General features: G+C 73.8%; 14 protein-coding genes. 10 read left to right on the top strand and 4 right to left on the bottom strand.

Annotated elements, in window-relative coordinates; translation table 11 throughout:
* Positions 1-8 precede the first annotated feature (8 nt).
* The 3 genes from JX575_RS13305 to JX575_RS13295 form a co-directional block, all read right to left on the bottom strand.
* Positions 9-1,154, bottom strand: coding sequence for a DegT/DnrJ/EryC1/StrS family aminotransferase (locus JX575_RS13305; RefSeq protein ID WP_186340811.1), 1,146 nt, complete (start codon positions 1,152-1,154; stop codon positions 9-11).
* Between the two features lie 91 nt (positions 1,155-1,245).
* The gene (locus tag JX575_RS13300; protein WP_186340812.1) at positions 1,246-2,670 is read right to left on the bottom strand and encodes a hypothetical protein; all 1,425 of its coding nucleotides are present in this window, start codon (positions 2,668-2,670) and stop codon (positions 1,246-1,248) included.
* The gene (locus JX575_RS13295) at positions 2,667-4,097 is read right to left on the bottom strand and encodes a hypothetical protein (RefSeq protein WP_186340813.1); all 1,431 of its coding nucleotides are present in this window, start codon (positions 4,095-4,097) and stop codon (positions 2,667-2,669) included. The genes JX575_RS13300 and JX575_RS13295 overlap by 4 nt, the downstream gene beginning before the upstream one ends.
* 85 nt (positions 4,098-4,182) lie before the next feature.
* Here JX575_RS13295 and JX575_RS13290 point away from each other — a divergent pair, with 85 nt between their 5' ends.
* The 10 genes from JX575_RS13290 to JX575_RS13245 all read left to right on the top strand — a co-directional run bounded on the left by JX575_RS13290 (position 4,183) and on the right by JX575_RS13245 (position 16,653).
* Positions 4,183-4,905, top strand: a complete 723-nt coding sequence (locus JX575_RS13290; RefSeq protein ID WP_186340814.1) for a TIGR03936 family radical SAM-associated protein — start codon at positions 4,183-4,185, stop codon at positions 4,903-4,905.
* A gap of 322 nt (positions 4,906-5,227) precedes the next feature.
* Positions 5,228-8,716, top strand: coding sequence for an Rne/Rng family ribonuclease (locus tag JX575_RS13285; protein ID WP_186340815.1), 3,489 nt, complete (start codon positions 5,228-5,230; stop codon positions 8,714-8,716).
* A gap of 185 nt (positions 8,717-8,901) precedes the next feature.
* Positions 8,902-9,201 (top strand): 50S ribosomal protein L21, encoded by a 300-nt coding sequence (gene rplU / locus JX575_RS13280; protein ID WP_056908626.1) that lies wholly within the window; start codon positions 8,902-8,904, stop codon positions 9,199-9,201.
* A 45-nt stretch (positions 9,202-9,246) separates the two neighbouring features.
* The gene (rpmA, locus tag JX575_RS13275) at positions 9,247-9,501 is read left to right on the top strand and encodes a 50S ribosomal protein L27 (RefSeq protein WP_135840891.1); all 255 of its coding nucleotides are present in this window, start codon (positions 9,247-9,249) and stop codon (positions 9,499-9,501) included.
* An 86-nt stretch (positions 9,502-9,587) separates the two neighbouring features.
* Positions 9,588-11,156, top strand: a complete 1,569-nt coding sequence (gene obgE, locus JX575_RS13270; protein WP_186340816.1) for a GTPase ObgE — start codon at positions 9,588-9,590, stop codon at positions 11,154-11,156.
* On the top strand, positions 11,146-12,267 hold the full coding sequence (proB, locus tag JX575_RS13265) for a glutamate 5-kinase (protein WP_186340817.1): 1,122 nt from the start codon (positions 11,146-11,148) through the stop codon (positions 12,265-12,267). The genes obgE and proB overlap by 11 nt, the downstream gene beginning before the upstream one ends.
* 144 nt (positions 12,268-12,411) lie before the next feature.
* Complete coding sequence (locus tag JX575_RS13260) at positions 12,412-13,593, top strand: cysteine desulfurase family protein (protein ID WP_186340818.1); 1,182 nt, start codon at positions 12,412-12,414, stop codon at positions 13,591-13,593.
* The gene (gene mnmA / locus JX575_RS13255; RefSeq protein ID WP_186340819.1) at positions 13,590-14,717 is read left to right on the top strand and encodes a tRNA 2-thiouridine(34) synthase MnmA; all 1,128 of its coding nucleotides are present in this window, start codon (positions 13,590-13,592) and stop codon (positions 14,715-14,717) included. The genes JX575_RS13260 and mnmA overlap by 4 nt, the downstream gene beginning before the upstream one ends.
* Positions 14,714-15,667: a serine hydrolase domain-containing protein gene (locus tag JX575_RS13250; protein WP_186340820.1), complete on the top strand. Its 954-nt coding sequence runs from the start codon at positions 14,714-14,716 to the stop codon at positions 15,665-15,667. The genes mnmA and JX575_RS13250 overlap by 4 nt, the downstream gene beginning before the upstream one ends.
* On the top strand, positions 15,664-16,653 hold the full coding sequence (locus tag JX575_RS13245; protein WP_241005151.1) for a methionine synthase: 990 nt from the start codon (positions 15,664-15,666) through the stop codon (positions 16,651-16,653). The genes JX575_RS13250 and JX575_RS13245 overlap by 4 nt, the downstream gene beginning before the upstream one ends.
* A gap of 9 nt (positions 16,654-16,662) precedes the next feature.
* Here the strand turns inward: JX575_RS13245 and JX575_RS13240 are convergent, their stop codons facing one another.
* Positions 16,663-18,282 (bottom strand): MFS transporter, encoded by a 1,620-nt coding sequence (locus tag JX575_RS13240; protein WP_186340821.1) that lies wholly within the window; start codon positions 18,280-18,282, stop codon positions 16,663-16,665.
* Between the last annotated feature and the right edge of the window lie 89 nt (positions 18,283-18,371).

The following is an 18,371-nucleotide window of genomic DNA, read 5'->3' as shown; positions in this document are numbered from 1 at the left end:
GGTGCGGGTCAGCGGCGTACGCCGGGGTCGGCCAGGACGGCGCGCAGCTGCTCGGCGACGTAGTCGAGGTCGTCGGCCACCAGGTTGGCGTGCATCGGCAGCGCGAACTGCGAGGTAAACAACCTGGCGGACACCGGGCACACGTCGCTGGTGCCGTAGACCGGCTGGACGTGCGAGGCGTAGGTGCCGAAGTTGCTGCCCACGCCCCGCTCGCGCAGTGCCATGACGACGGCGTCGCGGTCGACGGAGTCGTGGGCGGTCACGAGGTAGGACTGCCACGGGTGGGTGCGGTCCTCGAGCACGACCGGCAGGTCGATGCCGTCCACGTCGGCGAGCCGCTCGGCGTAGCCGTCCGCGGCGGCGGAGCGCGAGGCGACCAGGTCGGGGAGGCGCTTGAGCTGGACGCGCATCATGGCCGCCTGGACGTCGGACATCCGGTAGTTGTAGCCCGCGGTGTCGAACGACGGCACGGCCAGCGAGGACGTGCCCTCGCGGCTGACGGCCGGCGCGATGCCGTAGGTGTGCAGCTTGCGGGCCAGGGCCATGCGCTCGGCGTCGGAGCCGACGAGGGCGCCTCCCTCACCTGCGGTGATGCCCTTGCGGCCGTGGAAGCTGAACGCCGCCAGGTCGGCGAGGCTGCCCGCGGGGCGACCCTTGTACGTGGCGCCGGCCGAGCATGCGGCGTCCTCCAGCAACCAGAGCCCGTGGCGCTTCGCGAGCGAGGCCAGCTCGTCGTAGTCGGCCGGCTGGCCGACCATGTCGACGGCGATGATGCCGACGGTGCGCTCGTTGACCAGTGCGGCGGCGGAGTCGACGTCGATGGTGCCGATGTCGGGGCGCACGTCGGCGAAGCGGGGCGTCGCGCCGGTCCACACCACCGAGTGGCCGGTGGCGGGGAAGGTGTAGTCCGCCACGATGACCTCGTCGCCGGGGCCGGCGCCGAGGACCTGCAGCGCGAGGTGGAGCGACGAGCCGCAGTTGGAGGTCGCGAGCGCGTGGCTCGTGCCGACGACCTCGGCGAGCTCACCCTCGAAGGCGACACACGTCGGACCGGCACCCGAGAGCCACCCGCTGGCGAAGACCTCGCGCAGTGCCTCGATCTCCTCCTCGCCGACCGTGGGCTGGCCGAGGGCCACCTGTCGAACAGACTGCATGTGTCGTCACCTTCCTGAGTGCGTGCGGCGCACCAACCTAGTCGTCGGCACCGTCACGCCCCAAGACGGCGGGCACGAGCCGACGGGCGCGTCACCACGCGCCGGCGCAGACGGCGAGCACGGTGCCCGCCGCGACGATCCCCAGCACGCGACCGTACGCCGGTGTCGCGCGCACCTGGAGCAGCGCCACCCAGACGAGCAGCGGCAGGAGGGAGATGGAGTAGCGGGACACGACGGGGTGGTCGATGCCCACGTTGACGGCGTTGGACAGCCGCAGGAGCGGCGGGTAGAGCACCATCCCGAGGATGCACGCGCCCGCGAGCAGGGGGAGGGGGGAGACCCGGCGCGGCGCGGCACCCGTGTCGCAGACGCCGTCGGCGTCGGCGTCCGCGCCGGCATCGACGGCGGGCGTGGGCCGCAGCGCCCCCATGGCGCCCAGGGCGAGCGCGCCACCGACGAGCACCGAGAGCAGGAAGGGAGCACCGTTGAGCACCGACATGAGCACCCGCTGGAGCAGGTCCGGTTCGATGCTGGTGAGGTTGCCGTCGGCGCCCCACGGCACGTGGGGCGTGGCCAGCTCGAAGACCACCCCGACGAGGATGTCGGACCAGGACTCGAATCCGTAGCCGGAGTAGAGGTCGTCGTTGCCGACCGTCGCGCGGGCGCTGGTCCACGCGCCGAAGACGACGACGGGCACGACGAGGATCGTGCCGAGCACGACGACGTGCCGCCACCGCGGCTCCCAGCCGGTGTCCGGGACGCGCCCGCGGCGGCGCTGCAGCATCGCGCCCAGGCAGGCGAGCACGAAGACCCCGGTCGGCAGGGACGCCGTCACCGCCGTGGCGGCCGCCACGGCGGACGCCGCCGCCAGCCACCAGAACCCGCGCCCGGTCAGCACCCAGCGAAGGCCGGTGCCGGCGACGAGGGCGCCGCACAGGGGCGCGGCGGCCGTCGGGTTCTCGATGGTGCCGAAGACGAGGATGGGGGTGCCCGCGACCGGCGCGAAGGTGGCGGCGGCCAGGGCGGCCCCCCGCAGCCCGATCCGCATCGCGAGGACCAGCGAGACGAGGATGCCGAGCGCCATCACCGCAGCGGCGTACAGCCGGTAGGTGTCCACCGGCTCGCGGTCCGGGGACACCACGTCGGCGCCGGCCCGGAAGACCTCACCACCCAGGAAGTAGGTCGGGTAGTGGATGTATCCGGCGGTGTACTTGCCGGTCGGGATGTTCGCCGGGACCGCGTCGGGCGAGCCGCACTCGACCTCCCACGTGATGGTCTGGTGCCCGAGGCGGCACACCCAGTCGTCCACGACCTCCTGGCCGATCAGGTCGCCGCGACGAGGGAACCCGCCGTCATGGACCCGCGCCTGGGTGTCGGCGTGCACGTGCTCGTCGATGGCCGAGAAGGGGTGGCCGTCGCCGGCCACGCGCCAGAGCGTGACGAGCACGACGCCGAGCAGCGCGACCAAGACCGCGAGCGTGGCGAGGTCGACGACCCGTCGGCGGTTGTCGGTCACCAGATCGCCAGACCGACGGCGAGGGGCGTGACCGCCGCGAGCGCAGCGAGTCCCTTGGTGAGCAGCGGTCGGTCGTGGCACAGCAGGACCACGAGCCACACCAGGAGCGGCGCGAAGCCGATCGAGTAGCGCGCGACGATCGGGTAGTCGAAACCGACGTTGAGGGCGTTGCTGACCCGCAGGAGGACCGGGTAGACCATGATGCCGACGAGGGTGGACGCGGCGAGCAGCATGGTGGGGGAGAGAGTGCGCTCGGCACCGGCCTGCGCGTCGGTGGCGGCAGCGCGCCGGCCGGCCAGCACCGGCCGGGTGAAGCGAACGGTCGCGGTGGCGAGGACGGCGTAGACGACGATCGTCTGCCACGCGGGCAGACCGTGCACGCTCGCACGGAGCACGTTCTGCGCCAGGTTGCCGTCCGCGCCGGCCCCCAGCGAGCCCGCCGCGTACCACGGGCTGTGGATGGTCGCGAGCTCCTCGGCGGCCCCGGCGACGACGGTGCGCCAGGAATCGAGGGTGGCGAAGGAGTACAGCTCGTCGTTGGGGATGGTGGCGTGGGACGAGATCCACCAGCTGAAGACGATCACGGGCGTGACGACGATGACGCCGAGCACGCCGACCTGCCACCATCGTGGATCCCAGCGGCCGGTCACGTGCCAGCCGAACCGGCGCAGGACGAGAGCGGCCGTGGTCGCCAGCATGAAGGCCCCGGCCGGCAGCGTGTGCGTCACCGCGATCCCGGACGCCAGCGCCGTGGCTGCGGCCAGCCACCAGAAGCCACGGCCGGTGAGCATCCACCGGATGCCCGTCCCGGCGATCAGCGCCCCCGCCAGCACCGCCGCGGACTGGGGGTTGGCGATGGTGCCGTACAGGAGCACGCCGGCCGCCGCTGATGGCCCGAGGGTGCCGGCGACGAGGGCGGCGCCACGCATGCCCAGGGCCCAGGCGCCGGCGAAGCAGGCCAGGAGTCCGGCGATGGCCACCAGCGCCGCGTAGCGGCGGTAGGTGTCGACCCACGAGTCCGGGTCGGCGACGGCCTCCTCGACGGCGCGGTAGCCCTCGCCGACGACGAAGTAGGTGGGGTAGTGGATGTACCCGGTGGTGTGGATCCCGGACGGCAGGGAGTTCGGCCCGAGGTCCGGGTGGTCGCACGGCGCCATGGCTGCGCCGGCCTCGTGACCCACTCCGCACGCCCACTCGCGCACGACCGCCATCGTCATGAGTGATCCGCGGTGCGGATAGCCGCCGTCGTGCACGCGCTGGTGGGTGTCGAGGTGCATGTGCTCGTCGACGGCGCTCATCGGCATCGCCTCGCCCGCTCGCACCCAGAGGCCGATCGCCAGCACCGCCAGCACGAGGCCGCAGAGGATGTAGGCACCCCGCCTGCTCTCGTGCGGCCGTCCGGCGTGGTGGATCGTGTTGTCCCGCACTCCTGCTCCGCCCCCGTTCGTCCCGTGCGCCTCCTGCCGTGCCCGCGCGGAAGACTAGCCCGTGCCACGGCTACGCTCGTCGTCCGTGCCCCAGCAGCAGCCCGAGCAGCAGGCCCCGCCCGTCCAGCGTCTCCGCGTGCGCTACGCCAAGCGGGGTCGGCTCCGCTTCACCAGCCACCGTGACTTCAGCCGGGCGTTCGAGCGCGCCGTGTTCCGCGCCCGGATCCCGATGGCGTACTCCTCGGGCTTCAACCCGCACCCGCGGATCTCCTACGCCGGCGCGGCTCCGACCGGCTCGGCGAGCGAGGCGGAGTACCTCGAGCTGGCGCTCGCCGAGGTGCTCGTCCCCGCGGAGGTGCACGCGGTGCTCGACGAGGCGCTGCCGCCCGGCCTCGACGTCCTGGATGTCGTCGAGTCGACGGGCGGGTCGCTGGCCGACCTGCTGGAGGCGAGCCGCTGGCGCATCGCGGTCGTGGCCGACCGGGCCACCGTCGTCGACGCCGTCGCGCGCTTCCTCGCCGCCGACGAGGTCCTGGTGGAGCGGATGACCAAGAAGGGGATGCGCGAGTTCGACGCGCGCGACGCCGTGGCGTCGCTGGTCGTGCTGCCCGACGACGGGGAGGGCCGGACCACGCTCGACGTGGTGCTGCGGCACGGCACGCCGTCGGTGCGCCCCGACGACGTGCTCCGCGCCCTGGAGGCCGTCGCTGGTCTCTCGGTCGGCGAGGCGCCGTTGATGACCCGGCTGGCCCAGGGCCCGTTGCTCCCGTCCGGAGAGATCGGCGACCCGCTGGCGGCTCGCGCGTAGGTCTCCCCGGGCCCGGTGTGCGATACTCGCCACGTTCGACGCCCCGATCACCGTCGGGATCCGTCGAGCCGACGACGTTCTCGCCGGCCGCACCCGTGGTCGGCACCCCGAGCGGGATGGACGTCACCGGACCGCGACGCGGTCACAAGAGTCGGTGACAGCGACTCGGGTGGCCCGGCGACCGCGGCGGGTGGCGCCCCGCCTCGCTCGGAGACGCACCCGCGGAGGGGGTCGCCGCCACAGAAGCTTTGCGTCCCCGTGATCGTCCCGCGTGAGCGGCGGACGCCGTATCGGCACCGCGACGGTGCCCGAGGAGCGCCACATGCTCAGTGATGACCAGAACGCCCAGCCCGGCCGCACCGAGTCGGGGACCCCGGCTCCGGAGGCCGCGACCGAGCCGGCCGCGCCCGTCGTGACGCGCCGCACGCGCAAGGCACCCGCCAAGAAGGCGGCGCCCGCCTCCGCGCCCGCCGCGGACCACCCCGTCCAGAGCACCGCCGAGAGCACCGCCGCGCAGCCCGCAGCCGGTGAGCCGAGCGGTGAGCAGGCCGGTGACGCACCCGCGGTGCGCAAGACGGCCACGCGCCGCGCGCCCGCCAAGAAGGCGCCGGCGCGCAAGAGCGCCGCCAAGAAGACCGCCCAGGCTCCGGAGTCCGACGCTCCCGAGCCGGTGACCGCCGACCTTCCGAGCACTACCGACGCGCCCGACGCGCCCGCGGTGGCCGAGGGCACCTCCGAGGCGCCTGCGGCTCCCGCCAGGCGGGGGGCACGCAAGACCGCGGCCAAGACCCCGGCCAAGAAGGCACCCACCAGGCGGACCGGCGCCAAGAAGGCCGCAGCCGCCCCCGCCGCCGAGGACGCCGGCGCGCCGGCCGGGACCACCGCCGCCCCTGAGACCACCGACGAGGGCACCGACGCCGCCACCGGCCACGCCGTGCTGTTCCAGCCGCCGGTCGTGACCACCACCACCCGCCGCACGCGCAAGAAGCCGGCTCCGGCCGAGGTCGCCGACGAGCCCACCGACGCCGCGACGCCGACGGCGGACACTGGGTCCGCCGAGGCTCCTGCCCCGGCCAAGAGGTCCACCACCCGCAGGTCGACCGCGAAGAAGGCTGCCGGCAGTCCCGCCGACGCTGCCGCCGGCGAGGCGACCTCCGAGGACGTCGCCGAGGTCTCGGCCGAGGGCGCCGAGAGGGCCCCGCGGAAGTCTGCTCGCCGGTCCGGCAGGAAGGCGGCCGCCGCAGCCCCGGTCGAGCCGGACATCGACGCGTCGCTGACCGCCGACGAGGACGAGGACGCCGACGAGGCGACGGACGAGGCGACCACCGAGGCCAGCGCCGAGGCCAGCGCAGAGGCCCCCACCGAGGGCAGTGACGACACCGACGACAGCGACGAGTCCGACGGCGAGGGTGGCGGTCGCCGTCGCCGCCGCCGCGGCGGTCGTCGCCGCCGCAAGTCCGGTGAGGGCAGCGGCGAGACGACTGCCGACTCCGGCGACGAGCCCGGTGACACCGGCTCGGCCGAGGCGCCCGAGGACGCCGGCAGCAGCGGCGGGTCGACCGGCCAGGGCGACTCCGACTCGGACTCGGACTCGGGCGAGAGTGGCGAGGGCAGCTCGCGGCGGCGTCGCCGCCGCCGCCGCTCCGGCGACGAGGGCTCATCCGACGACGGCGATGCCAACACCGTGACGCGGGTCCGCAAGGCCCGCTCCGCGGAGGACCAGATCACCGCCGTCTCGGGCTCCACCCGCCTCGAGGCCAAGAAGCAGCGCCGCCGCGAGGGCCGCGAGGCCGGCCGTCGCCGCGCCCCGATCGTCAGCGAGGCGGAGTTCCTCGCCCGGCGCGAGTCGGTCGAGCGCGTGATGGTGGTGCGCCAGCGCGAGGACCTCACGCAGATCGCCGTGCTGGAGGACAAGGTCCTCGTCGAGCACTACGTCGCGCGCAAGTCGCAGACCTCGCTCATCGGCAACGTCTACCTCGGCCGGGTGCAGAACGTGCTCCCGTCGATGGAGGCCGCCTTCATCGACATCGGCAAGGGCCGCAACGCGGTCCTCTACGCCGGTGAGGTCAACTGGCAGTCCCTCGGGCACAAGGAGGGCCAGCCGCGCAAGATCGAGTCGGTGCTCTCCAGCGGCCAGATGGTGCTGGTGCAGGTCACCAAGGACCCGGTCGGCCACAAGGGCGCGCGCCTGACCAGCCAGGTCAGCCTCGCGGGGCGCTTCCTGGTCTACGTCCCCGACGGCACCACCTCCGGCATCTCGCGCAAGCTGCCCGACACCGAGCGCAGCCGGCTGAAGTCGCTGCTCAAGGAGATCGTCCCCGACACCGCGGGCGTGATCGTGCGCACCGCGGCGGAGGGCGCCAGCGAGGAGGAGCTGACGCGCGACGTCGAGCGGCTCAAGGCCCGCTGGGAGTCCATCGAGAAGAAGGCGACCAACAAGGGCTCCGGTCCTCAGATGCTCTACGGCGAGCCCGACCTGACCCTCAAGGTGGTGCGCGACCTCTTCACCGAGGACTTCTCCAAGCTCGTCATCGAGGGTAACGACGCGTGGGACACCGTCCACGACTACGTGGAGTCGGTCGCTCCCGACCTCGCGTCGCGGCTCGAGCGGTTCGAGCGGGGGGCGACCGGCGGAGACGTGTTCGCGACCTACCGCATCGACGAGCAGATCCAGAAGGGCCTCGACCGCAAGGTCTGGCTGCCCTCGGGCGGCTCGCTGGTCATCGACCGCACCGAGGCCATGACCGTGGTCGACGTCAACACGGGCAAGTTCACCGGCTCCGGGGGCAACCTCGAGGAGACGGTCACCAAGAACAACCTCGAGGCGGCCGAGGAGATCGTGCGCCAGCTCCGGCTGCGCGACATCGGCGGCATCATCGTCGTCGACTTCATCGACATGGTGCTGGAGTCCAACCGCGACCTCGTGGTGCGCCGCCTCGTCGAGTGCCTGGGCCGCGACCGCACCCGCCACCAGGTCGCCGAGGTGACCTCGCTCGGCCTGGTGCAGATGACCCGCAAGCGGATCGGCACCGGCCTGCTCGAGGCGTTCAGCGAGCCCTGTGAGCAGTGCCACGGACGCGGGGTGGTCATCAAGGACCAGCCCGTCGACCCCGACGCCCACTCCGACGACGGCGGCGAGGGCCGCCGCGGCGGGCGGCGCCGCGGCGGGCGCCGCGGTGCAGCCGGCGACGACTCCGGCAACGGCGACGCCGGCGCGAAGCCCACCGAGACCTCCCACGCGCCCTCGCCCAAGGACGTGGCCGCCATGGCGCGTCAGGAGCGTCCCGCGGACGAGGCCGGGTCCGAGTCGTCGGACGCCGAGGAGCCCACCGAGTCCACGGAGGCTCCCGCGGCCGAGCCCGAGACGGCGGCCGAGCCCGAGACGGCGGCTGAGCCCGAGACGGCGGCCGAGCCCGAGACGGCGGCCGAGCCCGAGACGGCGGCCGAGCCCGAGACGGCGGCCGAGCCCGAGACGGCGGCCGAGATCACCGAGATCACGGCTCCCCCCGCCGAGACCGCCGCCCCAGTGGAGGCGGCGCCGGTCGAGGTCGAGAAGCCGCGCGTGGTGACGCGTACGCGCCGCCGCTCCGCGAGTCGTCCTGCCGGTCCGCCGGCAGGTGCCGGCTCGGCGGCCGCGACTGGTGCCGAGGCTGCGCCCGGAGTGGCCCCCGCCGCCGGCGCTCAGGCGGCGGCGGACGGTGCCGCGGATGCTGCCGTGGACGGTGCCCCCGACGCCGCGGGCGGCGGTCCCGGGGAGCTCCCGGTCGTCGGGCACGTCCCGATCAAGAAGAAGGGCTCGCGCAAGCGCTGAGCCCGGGTGGGCGCCGACCGGGCCTCGTTTTGCCCGGTCGGCACCCGATCCCGTAGTCTTGACCCTCGGTGCTCGACACACCGATTCTGCGCGCCCGCCCCGCGGCGTACCCGCCCACCAGGCGGTGTCGTGCGCAGTCCGACAGTTTTTCATCCTGAAGTTCGTATCGAGGAGAGTGACTCGCCGTGTACGCAGTCGTGCGCAGTGGCAGCAAGCAGCAGAAGGTTGCCGTGGGCGACGTCATCGAGATCGACGCGATGGCCGCCGCCGGCGACACCCTCACCCTGCCCGTGGTGATGGTCGTCGACGGTGACAAGGTCACCGCCACCGGCCTCGACAAGGCGAGCGTGACCGTCGAGGTCACCGGCCGCACCAAGGGCCCGAAGATCATCATCCAGAAGTACAAGAACAAGACCGGCTACAAGAAGCGCCAGGGTCACCGCCAGAAGTACACCCAGGTCAAGGTCACCGACATCTCCCTCTGAGCTCGCGCTCGAGGTCGACCACCCACTCGCCAGAAGGACTGAACAATGGCTCACAAGAAGGGTGCTGCGAGCACCAAGAACGGCCGTGACTCCAACTCCCAGCGCCTCGGCGTGAAGCGCTTCGGCGGTCAGGTCGTCGGCGCCGGCGAGATCATCGTGCGCCAGCGCGGCACCCACTTCCACCCGGGCACCGGCGTGGGCCGCGGTGGCGACGACACCCTCTTCGCCCTGCAGGCCGGCGCCGTCGAGTTCGGCACCCGCCGCGGTCGCAAGGTCGTCAACATCGTCCCCGGCGAGTGACGTCACCGCGACACTGAGCATTCCTGCGAAGGGCGTCCCTGTCTGGGGGCGCCCTTCGTGCTTCACCACCCCCCGTTAGGACACCCATGGCCCTCCCCACGTTCGTCGACCACGTGACGCTGCACGTCGCAGCGGGACGAGGTGGCAACGGTGTGGCCTCGGTCCACCGCGAGAAGTTCAAGCCCCTCGGCGGCCCCGACGGCGGCAACGGCGGCCCCGGCGGGTCGGTGATCCTCGAGGTCGACCCCAGCGTCACCACGCTCGTCGACTACCACCACAGCCCCCGGCGCCGCGCCGAGCACGGCGGCCACGGGGCGGGCGGGCACCGCAACGGCGCCCACGGCAAGGACCTGGTCCTCGCGGTCCCCGACGGCACCCTGGTCAAGGACGCCGACGGCAACGTGCTCGCCGACCTGGTCGGTGCCGGCACGACGCTGGTCGTGGCCCAAGGCGGTCGCGGCGGGCTCGGCAACGCCGCCCTCGCCTCGTCCAAGCGCAAGGCCCCCGGCTTCGCGCTGCTGGGCGAGCCCGGCGACGAGCTCGACGTACGCCTCGAGCTGAAGGTCGTCGCCGACATCGGTCTCGTCGGGTTCCCGAGCGCCGGCAAGTCGTCGCTGATCGCCGCGATCTCGCGGGCGCGGCCCAAGATCGCCGACTACCCGTTCACCACCCTCGTGCCCAACCTCGGCGTCGTGACGGCGGGGGAGACCACCTTCACCGTCGCCGACGTGCCCGGCCTGATCGAGGGCGCCGCGGAGGGCCGCGGCCTCGGCCACGACTTCCTGCGCCACATCGAGCGGTGCGCCGCGCTGGTGCACGTGGTCGACACCGCCTCCATCGAGCCGGGGCGCAACCCGCTCGACGACCTCGAGGTGATCGAGAACGAGCTGGCCCGCTACGGCGGGCTCGAGGACCGGCCGCGGCTGGTCGCCCTCAACAAGGTCGACGTGCCCGACGGCCAGGACATCGCCGACATGGTCGCCGACGACCTGCGCGAGCGTGGGCACCGGGTCTTCCAGGTCAGCGCGGCGTCCGGTGCCGGCCTGCGCGAGCTGACGTTCGCGATGGCCGAGATCGTCCAGGCCGCCCGCGCCGAGAAGCCGTCCGTCGAGCCGCAGCGCATCGTGCTGCGTCCTCCCGCGGTCGACGGCGGCGGCGACTTCACGGTCGTGCAGACCGAGGAGGGCTGGCGGGTGCGCGGTCCCAAGCCCGAGCGCTGGGTGCGCCAGACCGACTTCAGCAACGAGGAGGCCGTGGGATTCCTCGCCGACCGCCTCAACCGGCTCGGGGTCGAGCTCAAGCTCGCCAAGATGGGCGCGCAGGAGGGCGACACGGTCCTCATCGGCCCCGAGGACAACTCGGTCGTCTTCGACTTCAAGCCCAGCATCGAGGCCGCGGGCGCGGAGATGCTCGGCCGCCGTGGCGAGGACGAGCGGCTCCGCGAGAACCGCCCGGCCCGCGAGCGGCGCCGCGACATCGCCGAGGCGATGGAGACCAAGTCCGAGGAGGAGGCCCGCGCCGACGTGGCCCGCCGACTCGACGAGGAGCGCAAGGCGAAGGGCCGCTCCCGCAGCACGGGCAGCTCCGGCGTCGGCCCGATGGCCTACGAGATCGGCAGCAAGGACGACCCCGACTGGGACGGCAGTGACGACTGACCGCTCGACCCTGGTCGACGGCGCCCGCCGCATCGTCGTCAAGGTCGGCTCGTCGTCGCTGACCACCGCCGCCGGTGGCATCGACCCCGCTCGGGTGCGCCAGCTGGTCGAGGTGCTCGCCGCCGTACGTGACCGCGGCGCCGAGGTCGTGCTGGTGTCGTCCGGCGCGATCGCCGCGGGCCTGGCGCCGCTCGGCTTGAAGCGGCGTCCGCGTGGCCTCGCCGCGCAGCAGGCGGCCGCGTCGGTGGGGCAGGGGCTCCTGGCCCACCGCTACCAGGAGGAGTTCGCCCGCCACGGCATCGTCACCGGCCAGGTGCTGCTGACCGTCGACGACGTCACCCGCCGCGCCCACTATCGCAACGCCCACCAGACCTTCGCCAAGCTGCTCGAGCTCGGTGTCGTGCCGATCGTCAACGAGAACGACACCGTCGCCACCTCGGAGATCCGCTTCGGTGACAACGACCGCCTCGCCGCCCTGGTCGCGCACCTCGTGCACGCCGACCTGCTCGTGCTGCTCTCCGACGTCGACGGCCTCTACGACGGCCCGCCGTCGCGCGCCGGGTCCCGCCTGGTGCCCGTCGTGCGCTCCGAGGACGACCTCGCCACGGTCACCATCGGGTCGACCGGCGCGGCGGGTGTCGGCACGGGCGGCATGACCACCAAGGTCGACGCGGCACGCATCGCGACGGGCGCCGGCATCGACGTGCTCCTCACCTCCGCCGAGCAGGCCGCTGCCGCGCTCACCGGCGCTGAGGTGGGCACGCACTTCGAGGCCACCGGCAAGCGCCGGCCCACCCGTCTGCTCTGGCTGGCCCACGCCACGTCGGGGCAGGGCACCCTCAGCCTCGACGCCGGCGCGGTGCGCGCGGTGGTCGAGCGTTGCGCCTCCCTGCTGGCCGCCGGCATCACGGCCGTCGACGGCAGCTTCGTCGCCGGCGACGCCGTCGACCTCCTCGACCCGTCCGGCGCGCTCGTGGGCCGCGGCCTGGTCAACTTCGACGCCGACGAGTTGCCCGCCCTCCTCGGCCGCTCCACCAGCGAGCTCAAGGCGGCGCTCGGCGCGGCCTACGAGCGCGAGGTCGTCCACCGCGACGACCTCGTCCTGCTCTGACCCGCCACGACGCAGGCGCGCGGACATTGGTCCGCCGGGCGTGATCGGGCACCGCGGACCACGCGGTCCGGGCGCGAGCAACGTCCGCGCGGCTACGGGGACGGTGGCAGGGCGGCGCGGGTCGCCGCGTACGCTTGGCTGGACATGAACCAGCCGCTCGTCTACCTCGACCACGCTGCGACCACGCCGATGCTGCCGGTCGCGGTCGAGGCACTGACCCGCCACCTCGGCGACGTGGGCAACGCCAGCTCGCTGCACGCCTCGGGACGCGGCGCGAGGCGGGTGGTCGAGGAGTCTCGCGAGACCATCGCGGGCGTGATCGGCGCCCGGCCGGGCGACGTCGTCTTCACCTCCGGTGGCACCGAGTCCGACAACCTCGGCGTCAAGGGGGTCTTCTGGGCGCGCCGCGCCGACGACCCGCGGCGCACCCGCATCCTGGCCACCGCCATCGAGCACCACGCCGTGCTCGACCCGCTCCACTGGCTCGCCGAGACCGACGGGGCCGACGTCGAGCTGCTGCCGGTGACGTCCGAGGGTGTCCTCGACGTCGACGCCCTCCGCGAGTCCATCGCCCGGGACCCGGCGTCCGTGGCCCTGGTCTCGGTGATGTGGGCCAACAACGAGGTCGGCTCCATGCAGCCGATCGACGAGGTCGTCGCCGTCGCCGCCGAGCACGGCATCCCCGTGCACACGGACGCCGTCCAGGCGGTGGGCCACGTGCCCCTCGACTTCGGCGCGAGCGGGGTGGACGCGCTCACCTTCACCGGGCACAAGCTCGGCGGGCCCATCGGCGTGGGCGCCCTCGTCGTACGACGTGACCTGGCCGTGAGCCCCCTCGTGCACGGCGGCGGGCAGGAGCGCGACATCCGCAGCGGCACCCTCGACGTGCCGGCCATCGCCAGCCTGGCCGCTGCCGTCGAGGCGTCGGTCAAACAGCAGCCCGAGCACGCCCTGCGCGTCGCCGCCCTGCGCGACGACCTGGTGCGCCGCGTGATCGAGGTGGTGCCCGACGCGCACCTGCACGGCACCCCTCCCGGGTCGCGCCGGCTGCCCGGCAACGCCCACATCGGCTTCCCCGGCTGCGAGGGCGACTCGCTCCTGATGCTGCTCGACGCCCGGGGCATCGAGTGCTCCACCGGGTCGGCCTGCTCCGCGGGCGTCCCGCAGCCCTCGCACGTCCTGCTCGCCATGGGATGTGACGACGACCAGGCTCGGCACTCGCTGCGCTTCACCCTCGGCCACACGTCCACCTCTGCCGACGTCGACGCCCTCGTCGAGGCGATCGGCCCGGTCGTGGAGCGGGCGCGGGCCGCCCGGGCCCGATGACAGCACCGGCGACCGGTCCGCTGCGGGTCGTCGCCGCGATGTCCGGCGGCGTCGACTCCGCCGTCGCGGCCGCCCGCGCGGTCGAGGCCGGCCACGACGTGACCGGCGTGCACCTGGCCCTGAGCCGCAACCCGGCGTCCTACCGCACGGGCGCACGGGGGTGCTGCACCATCGAGGACAGCAACGACGCGCGCCGCGCCGCGGACGTGATCGGCATCCCGTTCTACGTCTGGGACCTCTCCGACCGCTTCCACGAGGACGTCGTGGAGGACTTCATGGACGAGTACGCCGCCGGCCGCACGCCCAACCCCTGCCTGCGCTGCAACGAGAAGATCAAGTTCGCCGCCGTGCTCGACCGGGCGCTGGCGCTGGGATTCGACGCCGTCGCCACCGGTCACTACGCCCAGCTGCGCACCGGTGCCGACGGCCTGATCGAGATGCACCGCGGCGCCGACCACGCCAAGGACCAGTCCTACGTCCTCGGCGTGCTCGACCAGCAGCAGCTGCGGCACTCCCTCTTCCCGCTCGGCGACACCGACAAGCCGGCCGTGCGCCGCGAGGCCGAGGCGCGCGGGTTGCTGGTGGCCGACAAGCCAGACTCCCACGACATCTGCTTCGTCGCCGACGGTGACAACGCCGGCTGGCTTCGCGAGAAGCTCGGCGACCGCGCGCCCAACCACGGCGGCGCCATCGTCGATGCGACGACGGGGGAGACGGTCGGCACCCACACCGGCACCTACGGGTTCACGATCGGCCAGCGCCGGGGCCTGCGGCTCGGCGTGCCCGCGGTCGACGGCAAGCCGCGGTTCGTCCTCGACATCGAGCCGGTCAGCGGCACCGTCACCGTCGGGCCGCGCGAGCGGCTCGCCGTCGACCACGTGTCCGGCATCCGGCCCCGCTGGTGCGGCACGGTGCCCGAGCGCGTCGACGGCACCGTGCAGCTGCGCGCCCACGGCGCCGAGCACCGTGCGGTCGTCACGGTGGCGGGCGACCGGGTGGACATCGACCTGATCGACCCGGCCGAGGGCATCGCCCCCGGCCAGGCCGCGGTGATCTACGACGGCACCCGCGTCGTCGGCTCGGCGACGATCGCCGCGACGCGGCCCGCGGGAGTGGCCCGATGAGCGACCTCGCCGCGCGCGCCGGGCGGGTGCTCGGTCCGCGCCACACGACGTACGTCGTCGCGCTGGTGCGCCCGGGCAGCGTGGAGGTGGGCGCCGTCCGCGCCGACGACCACGCCGACGTCGAGCTCGGCTCGGTGAGCAAGGGCGTCACCGGCTTCCTCTGGCGCGACGCGATCGCACGGGGCGAGCTCGCGCAGGACGCGCTGCTCGGCGACCACCTCGACGTCCCGCCCCGGCTGGCGCGGATCCCGCTCACGGCCCTCGCCACGCACAGCTCGGGGCTGCCGCGGGTCGTCGGGCCCGACATGGCGCGCCGCACGTGGGACCTCTGGCGTCACGGTCGCAACCCCTACCGCGAGGACCTCGACGACCTGCTGGCCCTGCTCGGCTCCGTCCGGGTGCGCCGCTCGTCGCGGCCCTCCTACTCCAACCTCGGCTTCGAGCTGCTCGGCCACGCGGTCGCGGCTGCGGCGGGACGGCCCTACGCCGACCTGGTCGCGGAGCGGCTCGCCGGGCCGCTCGGGCTCACCGACACCTACGTGCCCACCGCGACCGAGCACCTGCGAGCCGGGGCCGTCGCACCGCGCGGCCGGAGCGGCCGCGAGACCGAGCCGTGGGCCAACGAGTCCCTCGCGCCCGCCGGGGGTGTGCGGTCGTCCGCCACGGACCTCGCGCTGCTCCTGCGGGCGATGCTCGACCGGACCGTGGTCGGCGCGGACGCGATGGACCCGGTCGCCCCCCTCGCCGGCAGGATGCGCATCGGCGCCGGCTGGCTGACCGGACCGCTGCTGGGCAGCACGGTGACGTGGCACAACGGCGGGACGGGCGGCTTCCGGTCGTTCGTCGGCGTCGACCGCGAGAGCGGCACCGGGGTGGCCCTGGTGAGCGCCTCGACCCGCTCCGTCGACGGCGCCGCCGCACGGCTGCTGGCCGAGGCAGGCGACTCGTGACGCGCGCGACCGGGGTGGGCTCGATGCCGGGCACCACCGACGCCGACCACGCCGAGGCGACCCGTCTCGTGCTGGGCGAGCTGTCCGACCTCGCGCACGTGCCCGAGGTGCCGGGTCGGGGCGTCACGGCCGGGATGATCGGGCGCGGGCTCGCGGTCGTCGACGGGCTGGGCGCCGACCTCCAGCCGGCCGGCTGGCGGCTCACCGACGCGGACGGCGTCGACCACCGGCGGGCGCGGTCGCTCCTCGCCCAGGACCTCGACACCGTCGAGGAGCAGGCACAGGACTACGCAGGCGCCTTCAAGACCCAGGTCGTCGGCCCGTGGACGCTCGCCGCCACGGTCGAGAAGCCCCGCGGCGACAAGGTGCTCAGCGACCACGGCGCCCGGCGCGACCTCGCCCAGGCGCTCGCCGAGGGCGTGCGCGCCCACCTGGCCGACCTCCAGCGACGCATCCGTGGGGTCGAGCGCTGGATCGTGCAGGTCGACGAGCCCTCCCTCGCCGCCGTCGTGGGCGGCCGGGTGCCGACCGCCAGCGGCTTCGGCCGACACCGCACGGTCGACCTGCCTGAGGCCTCGGCCCACCTCGAGTGGCTGGTCGCGGCGGTGGAGGAGGCCGGGGGAGAGGCGTGGGTGCACTCGTGCGCCGCGCAGACGCCGTGGTCGCTCGTGGCGGGCACCGGGGCGCGGGGGCTGTCGGCCGACCTCGACACGCTCGGCCCGGCCGACCTCGACACGTTCGCGGAGGCGCTGGAGTCGGGCCGCACCGCCGCGCTGGGCGTGGTGCCGTCCACCGACCCCACGGGTGAGGCCTCGGAGGTGCGCACCACCGAGCGGGTGCAGCGCTGGCTCGAGATGCTGGGCCTCGACCCGGACGCCGTCGGCGAGCACCTGGTGGTCACGCCGGCGTGCGGCCTCGCCGGCGCCACCCCGGGGTGGGCCGGCAGGGCCGTACGCCTCTCGGCCGCGGTGGCCCGCAACCTCTGACGCCGCCGATCAGTGCGCGCCGACGCCCTCGGGAGCCGCCTCGGTGGCGAGCTCCTCGTGCGTGACGTCGAGGAACAGCCACACGATCGCCGAGGCGGCGAGCATCATCAGCGAGCCCACGAAGAACGCCATCGTGGCGCCCTCGGTGAACGAGCCGAGCGAGGCCAGCTGGCCGAGCGCCGACTCGTCGAGCCGGGGCGACGCGGCGGCGATGGCCGGCGCGATGTCGTCGGCGCGCGACTGGGCGAAGTGGAGCGAGACGGTGCTGAGCGTCGCCAGGCCGAGCGCGCCGCCCACCTGCTGCATCGTGTTGAGCACCCCGGAGCCGATGCCGGTGTCCTGCGCGCGCAGGTGGTGCACGGCGACCAGGGTGAGCGGCACGAAGTTGAGCCCCATGCCGAACGCCATCAAGACGATGAAGGGCAGCAGCTCGGTCCAGTAGTTGACGCCGTCGCCCAGCGCGACGCCCTGGCCACCCATGGACTGCGGCAGGGTCGCCAGGATCGAGCCCGGGTCCTCGGGGACCGTGATCCGGCTGAAGCCGTAGAGCGCCGCGGCCGACAACAGGGTGCCGACCCCGGAGAGCAGCCGGGGGTCGACGTGGCTGATCAGTCTCGAGGCGGCGGTGGCCGAGATGATCATCGCGACCGAGAACGGCAGGAACGCCACGCCGGTGTGGAGCGGGGAGTAGCCCACCACGAGCTGGATGAAGAGCGAGAGGAAGAAGAACATCGCGAACATCGCGGCCGGCACGATCATCATCACGGCGAACGCGGCGGCGCGGTTCTTGCTGCGGAAGATGCGGAACGGCATCAGCGGGTGCTGGACGCGGGACTCCACGAGCAGGAAGGCGCCCAGCAGCGCGACGCCCACGGCGAGGCTCGCGACGGTCGTCGTGTCGCTCCACCCGTAGCGCTCGTCGCCGGCCCGGGACAGGCCGTAGACGATGGCGAGGAGCGCTCCGGTGCCGGTGATCGCGCCGGGCACGTCGAGCCACCCGGTGTGGCGCTCGGACTCGTCGAAGAACCGGGGCGCGAGCAGGGCCGCGGTCAGCCCGATGGGCACGACGATGAGGAACGTGTAGCGCCACCCCTCGAGGCCCAGGATCGGGTCGAGGCCGGTCAGCCAGCCGCCGAGGATCAGGCCCACGGCGGCGCCGATGCCCGCCATGGCGGCGTAGACCGCGAAGGCGCGGTTGCGCTCACGACCCGCCGGGAACGTCGTCGTGATCAGCGCCAGCGCGGCGGGGGAGGCCATCGCGGCGCCGAGGCCCTGCAGGCCACGTGCGCTGAGCAGCATGACCTCGTTCTGCGCAAAGCCGCCCACCAGCGAGGCGACGGCGAACACGAGGACGCCGGCGATGAAGACCAGCCGTCGGCCGTAGAGGTCGGCGAGCCGGCCGCCGAGCAGCAGGAAGCCGCCGAAGGTCAGGGCGTAGCCCGTGACGATCCACTGGAGGTTGGCCTGGTCGATCGACAGGTCGGTGCCGATGTAGGGCAGGGCGATGTTGGCGATGGTGCTGTCGAGCACCACCATCAGCTGCGCGAGGGAGATGAGCACGAGGGCCCACCGCAGTCGGTGCTGCTGCTCGGGGGTCACCTCGTCGGCGACCAGGGTGCTGTCGGTCATGGGACGTCCTTCGAACGGTCGTGCAGTCGAGTGGAGCAGGAGGGTCCGACAGCGGCGCCGGACGTGGTGTGGGCGTGGCCCGAGGACGG

Origin of the sequence: Nocardioides sp. zg-1228 (genome assembly GCF_017086465.1) — a bacterium.
In the GTDB taxonomy this organism is placed as follows: Bacteria; Actinomycetota; Actinomycetes; order Propionibacteriales; family Nocardioidaceae; genus Nocardioides.
The sequence above is the reverse complement of the archived record's forward strand: the minus strand, read 5'-3'. Positions and strand labels throughout refer to the sequence as shown.

What these genes read in the sequence shown, in the direction of transcription:
- JX575_RS13305 (WP_186340811.1), bottom strand. Translation starts at nt 1,154, where the DNA reads ATGCAGTCTGTTCGACAGGTGGCCCTCGGCCAGCCCACGGTCGGCGAG.
- JX575_RS13285 (WP_186340815.1), top strand. Translation starts at nt 5,228, where the DNA reads ATGCTCAGTGATGACCAGAACGCCCAGCCCGGCCGCACCGAGTCGGGG.
- rpmA (WP_135840891.1), top strand. Translation starts at nt 9,247, where the DNA reads ATGGCTCACAAGAAGGGTGCTGCGAGCACCAAGAACGGCCGTGACTCC.
- obgE (WP_186340816.1), top strand. Translation starts at nt 9,588, where the DNA reads ATGGCCCTCCCCACGTTCGTCGACCACGTGACGCTGCACGTCGCAGCG.
- JX575_RS13260 (WP_186340818.1), top strand. Translation starts at nt 12,412, where the DNA reads ATGAACCAGCCGCTCGTCTACCTCGACCACGCTGCGACCACGCCGATG.
- mnmA (WP_186340819.1), top strand. Translation starts at nt 13,590, where the DNA reads ATGACAGCACCGGCGACCGGTCCGCTGCGGGTCGTCGCCGCGATGTCC.
- JX575_RS13250 (WP_186340820.1), top strand. Translation starts at nt 14,714, where the DNA reads ATGAGCGACCTCGCCGCGCGCGCCGGGCGGGTGCTCGGTCCGCGCCAC.
- JX575_RS13240 (WP_186340821.1), bottom strand. Translation starts at nt 18,282, where the DNA reads ATGACCGACAGCACCCTGGTCGCCGACGAGGTGACCCCCGAGCAGCAG.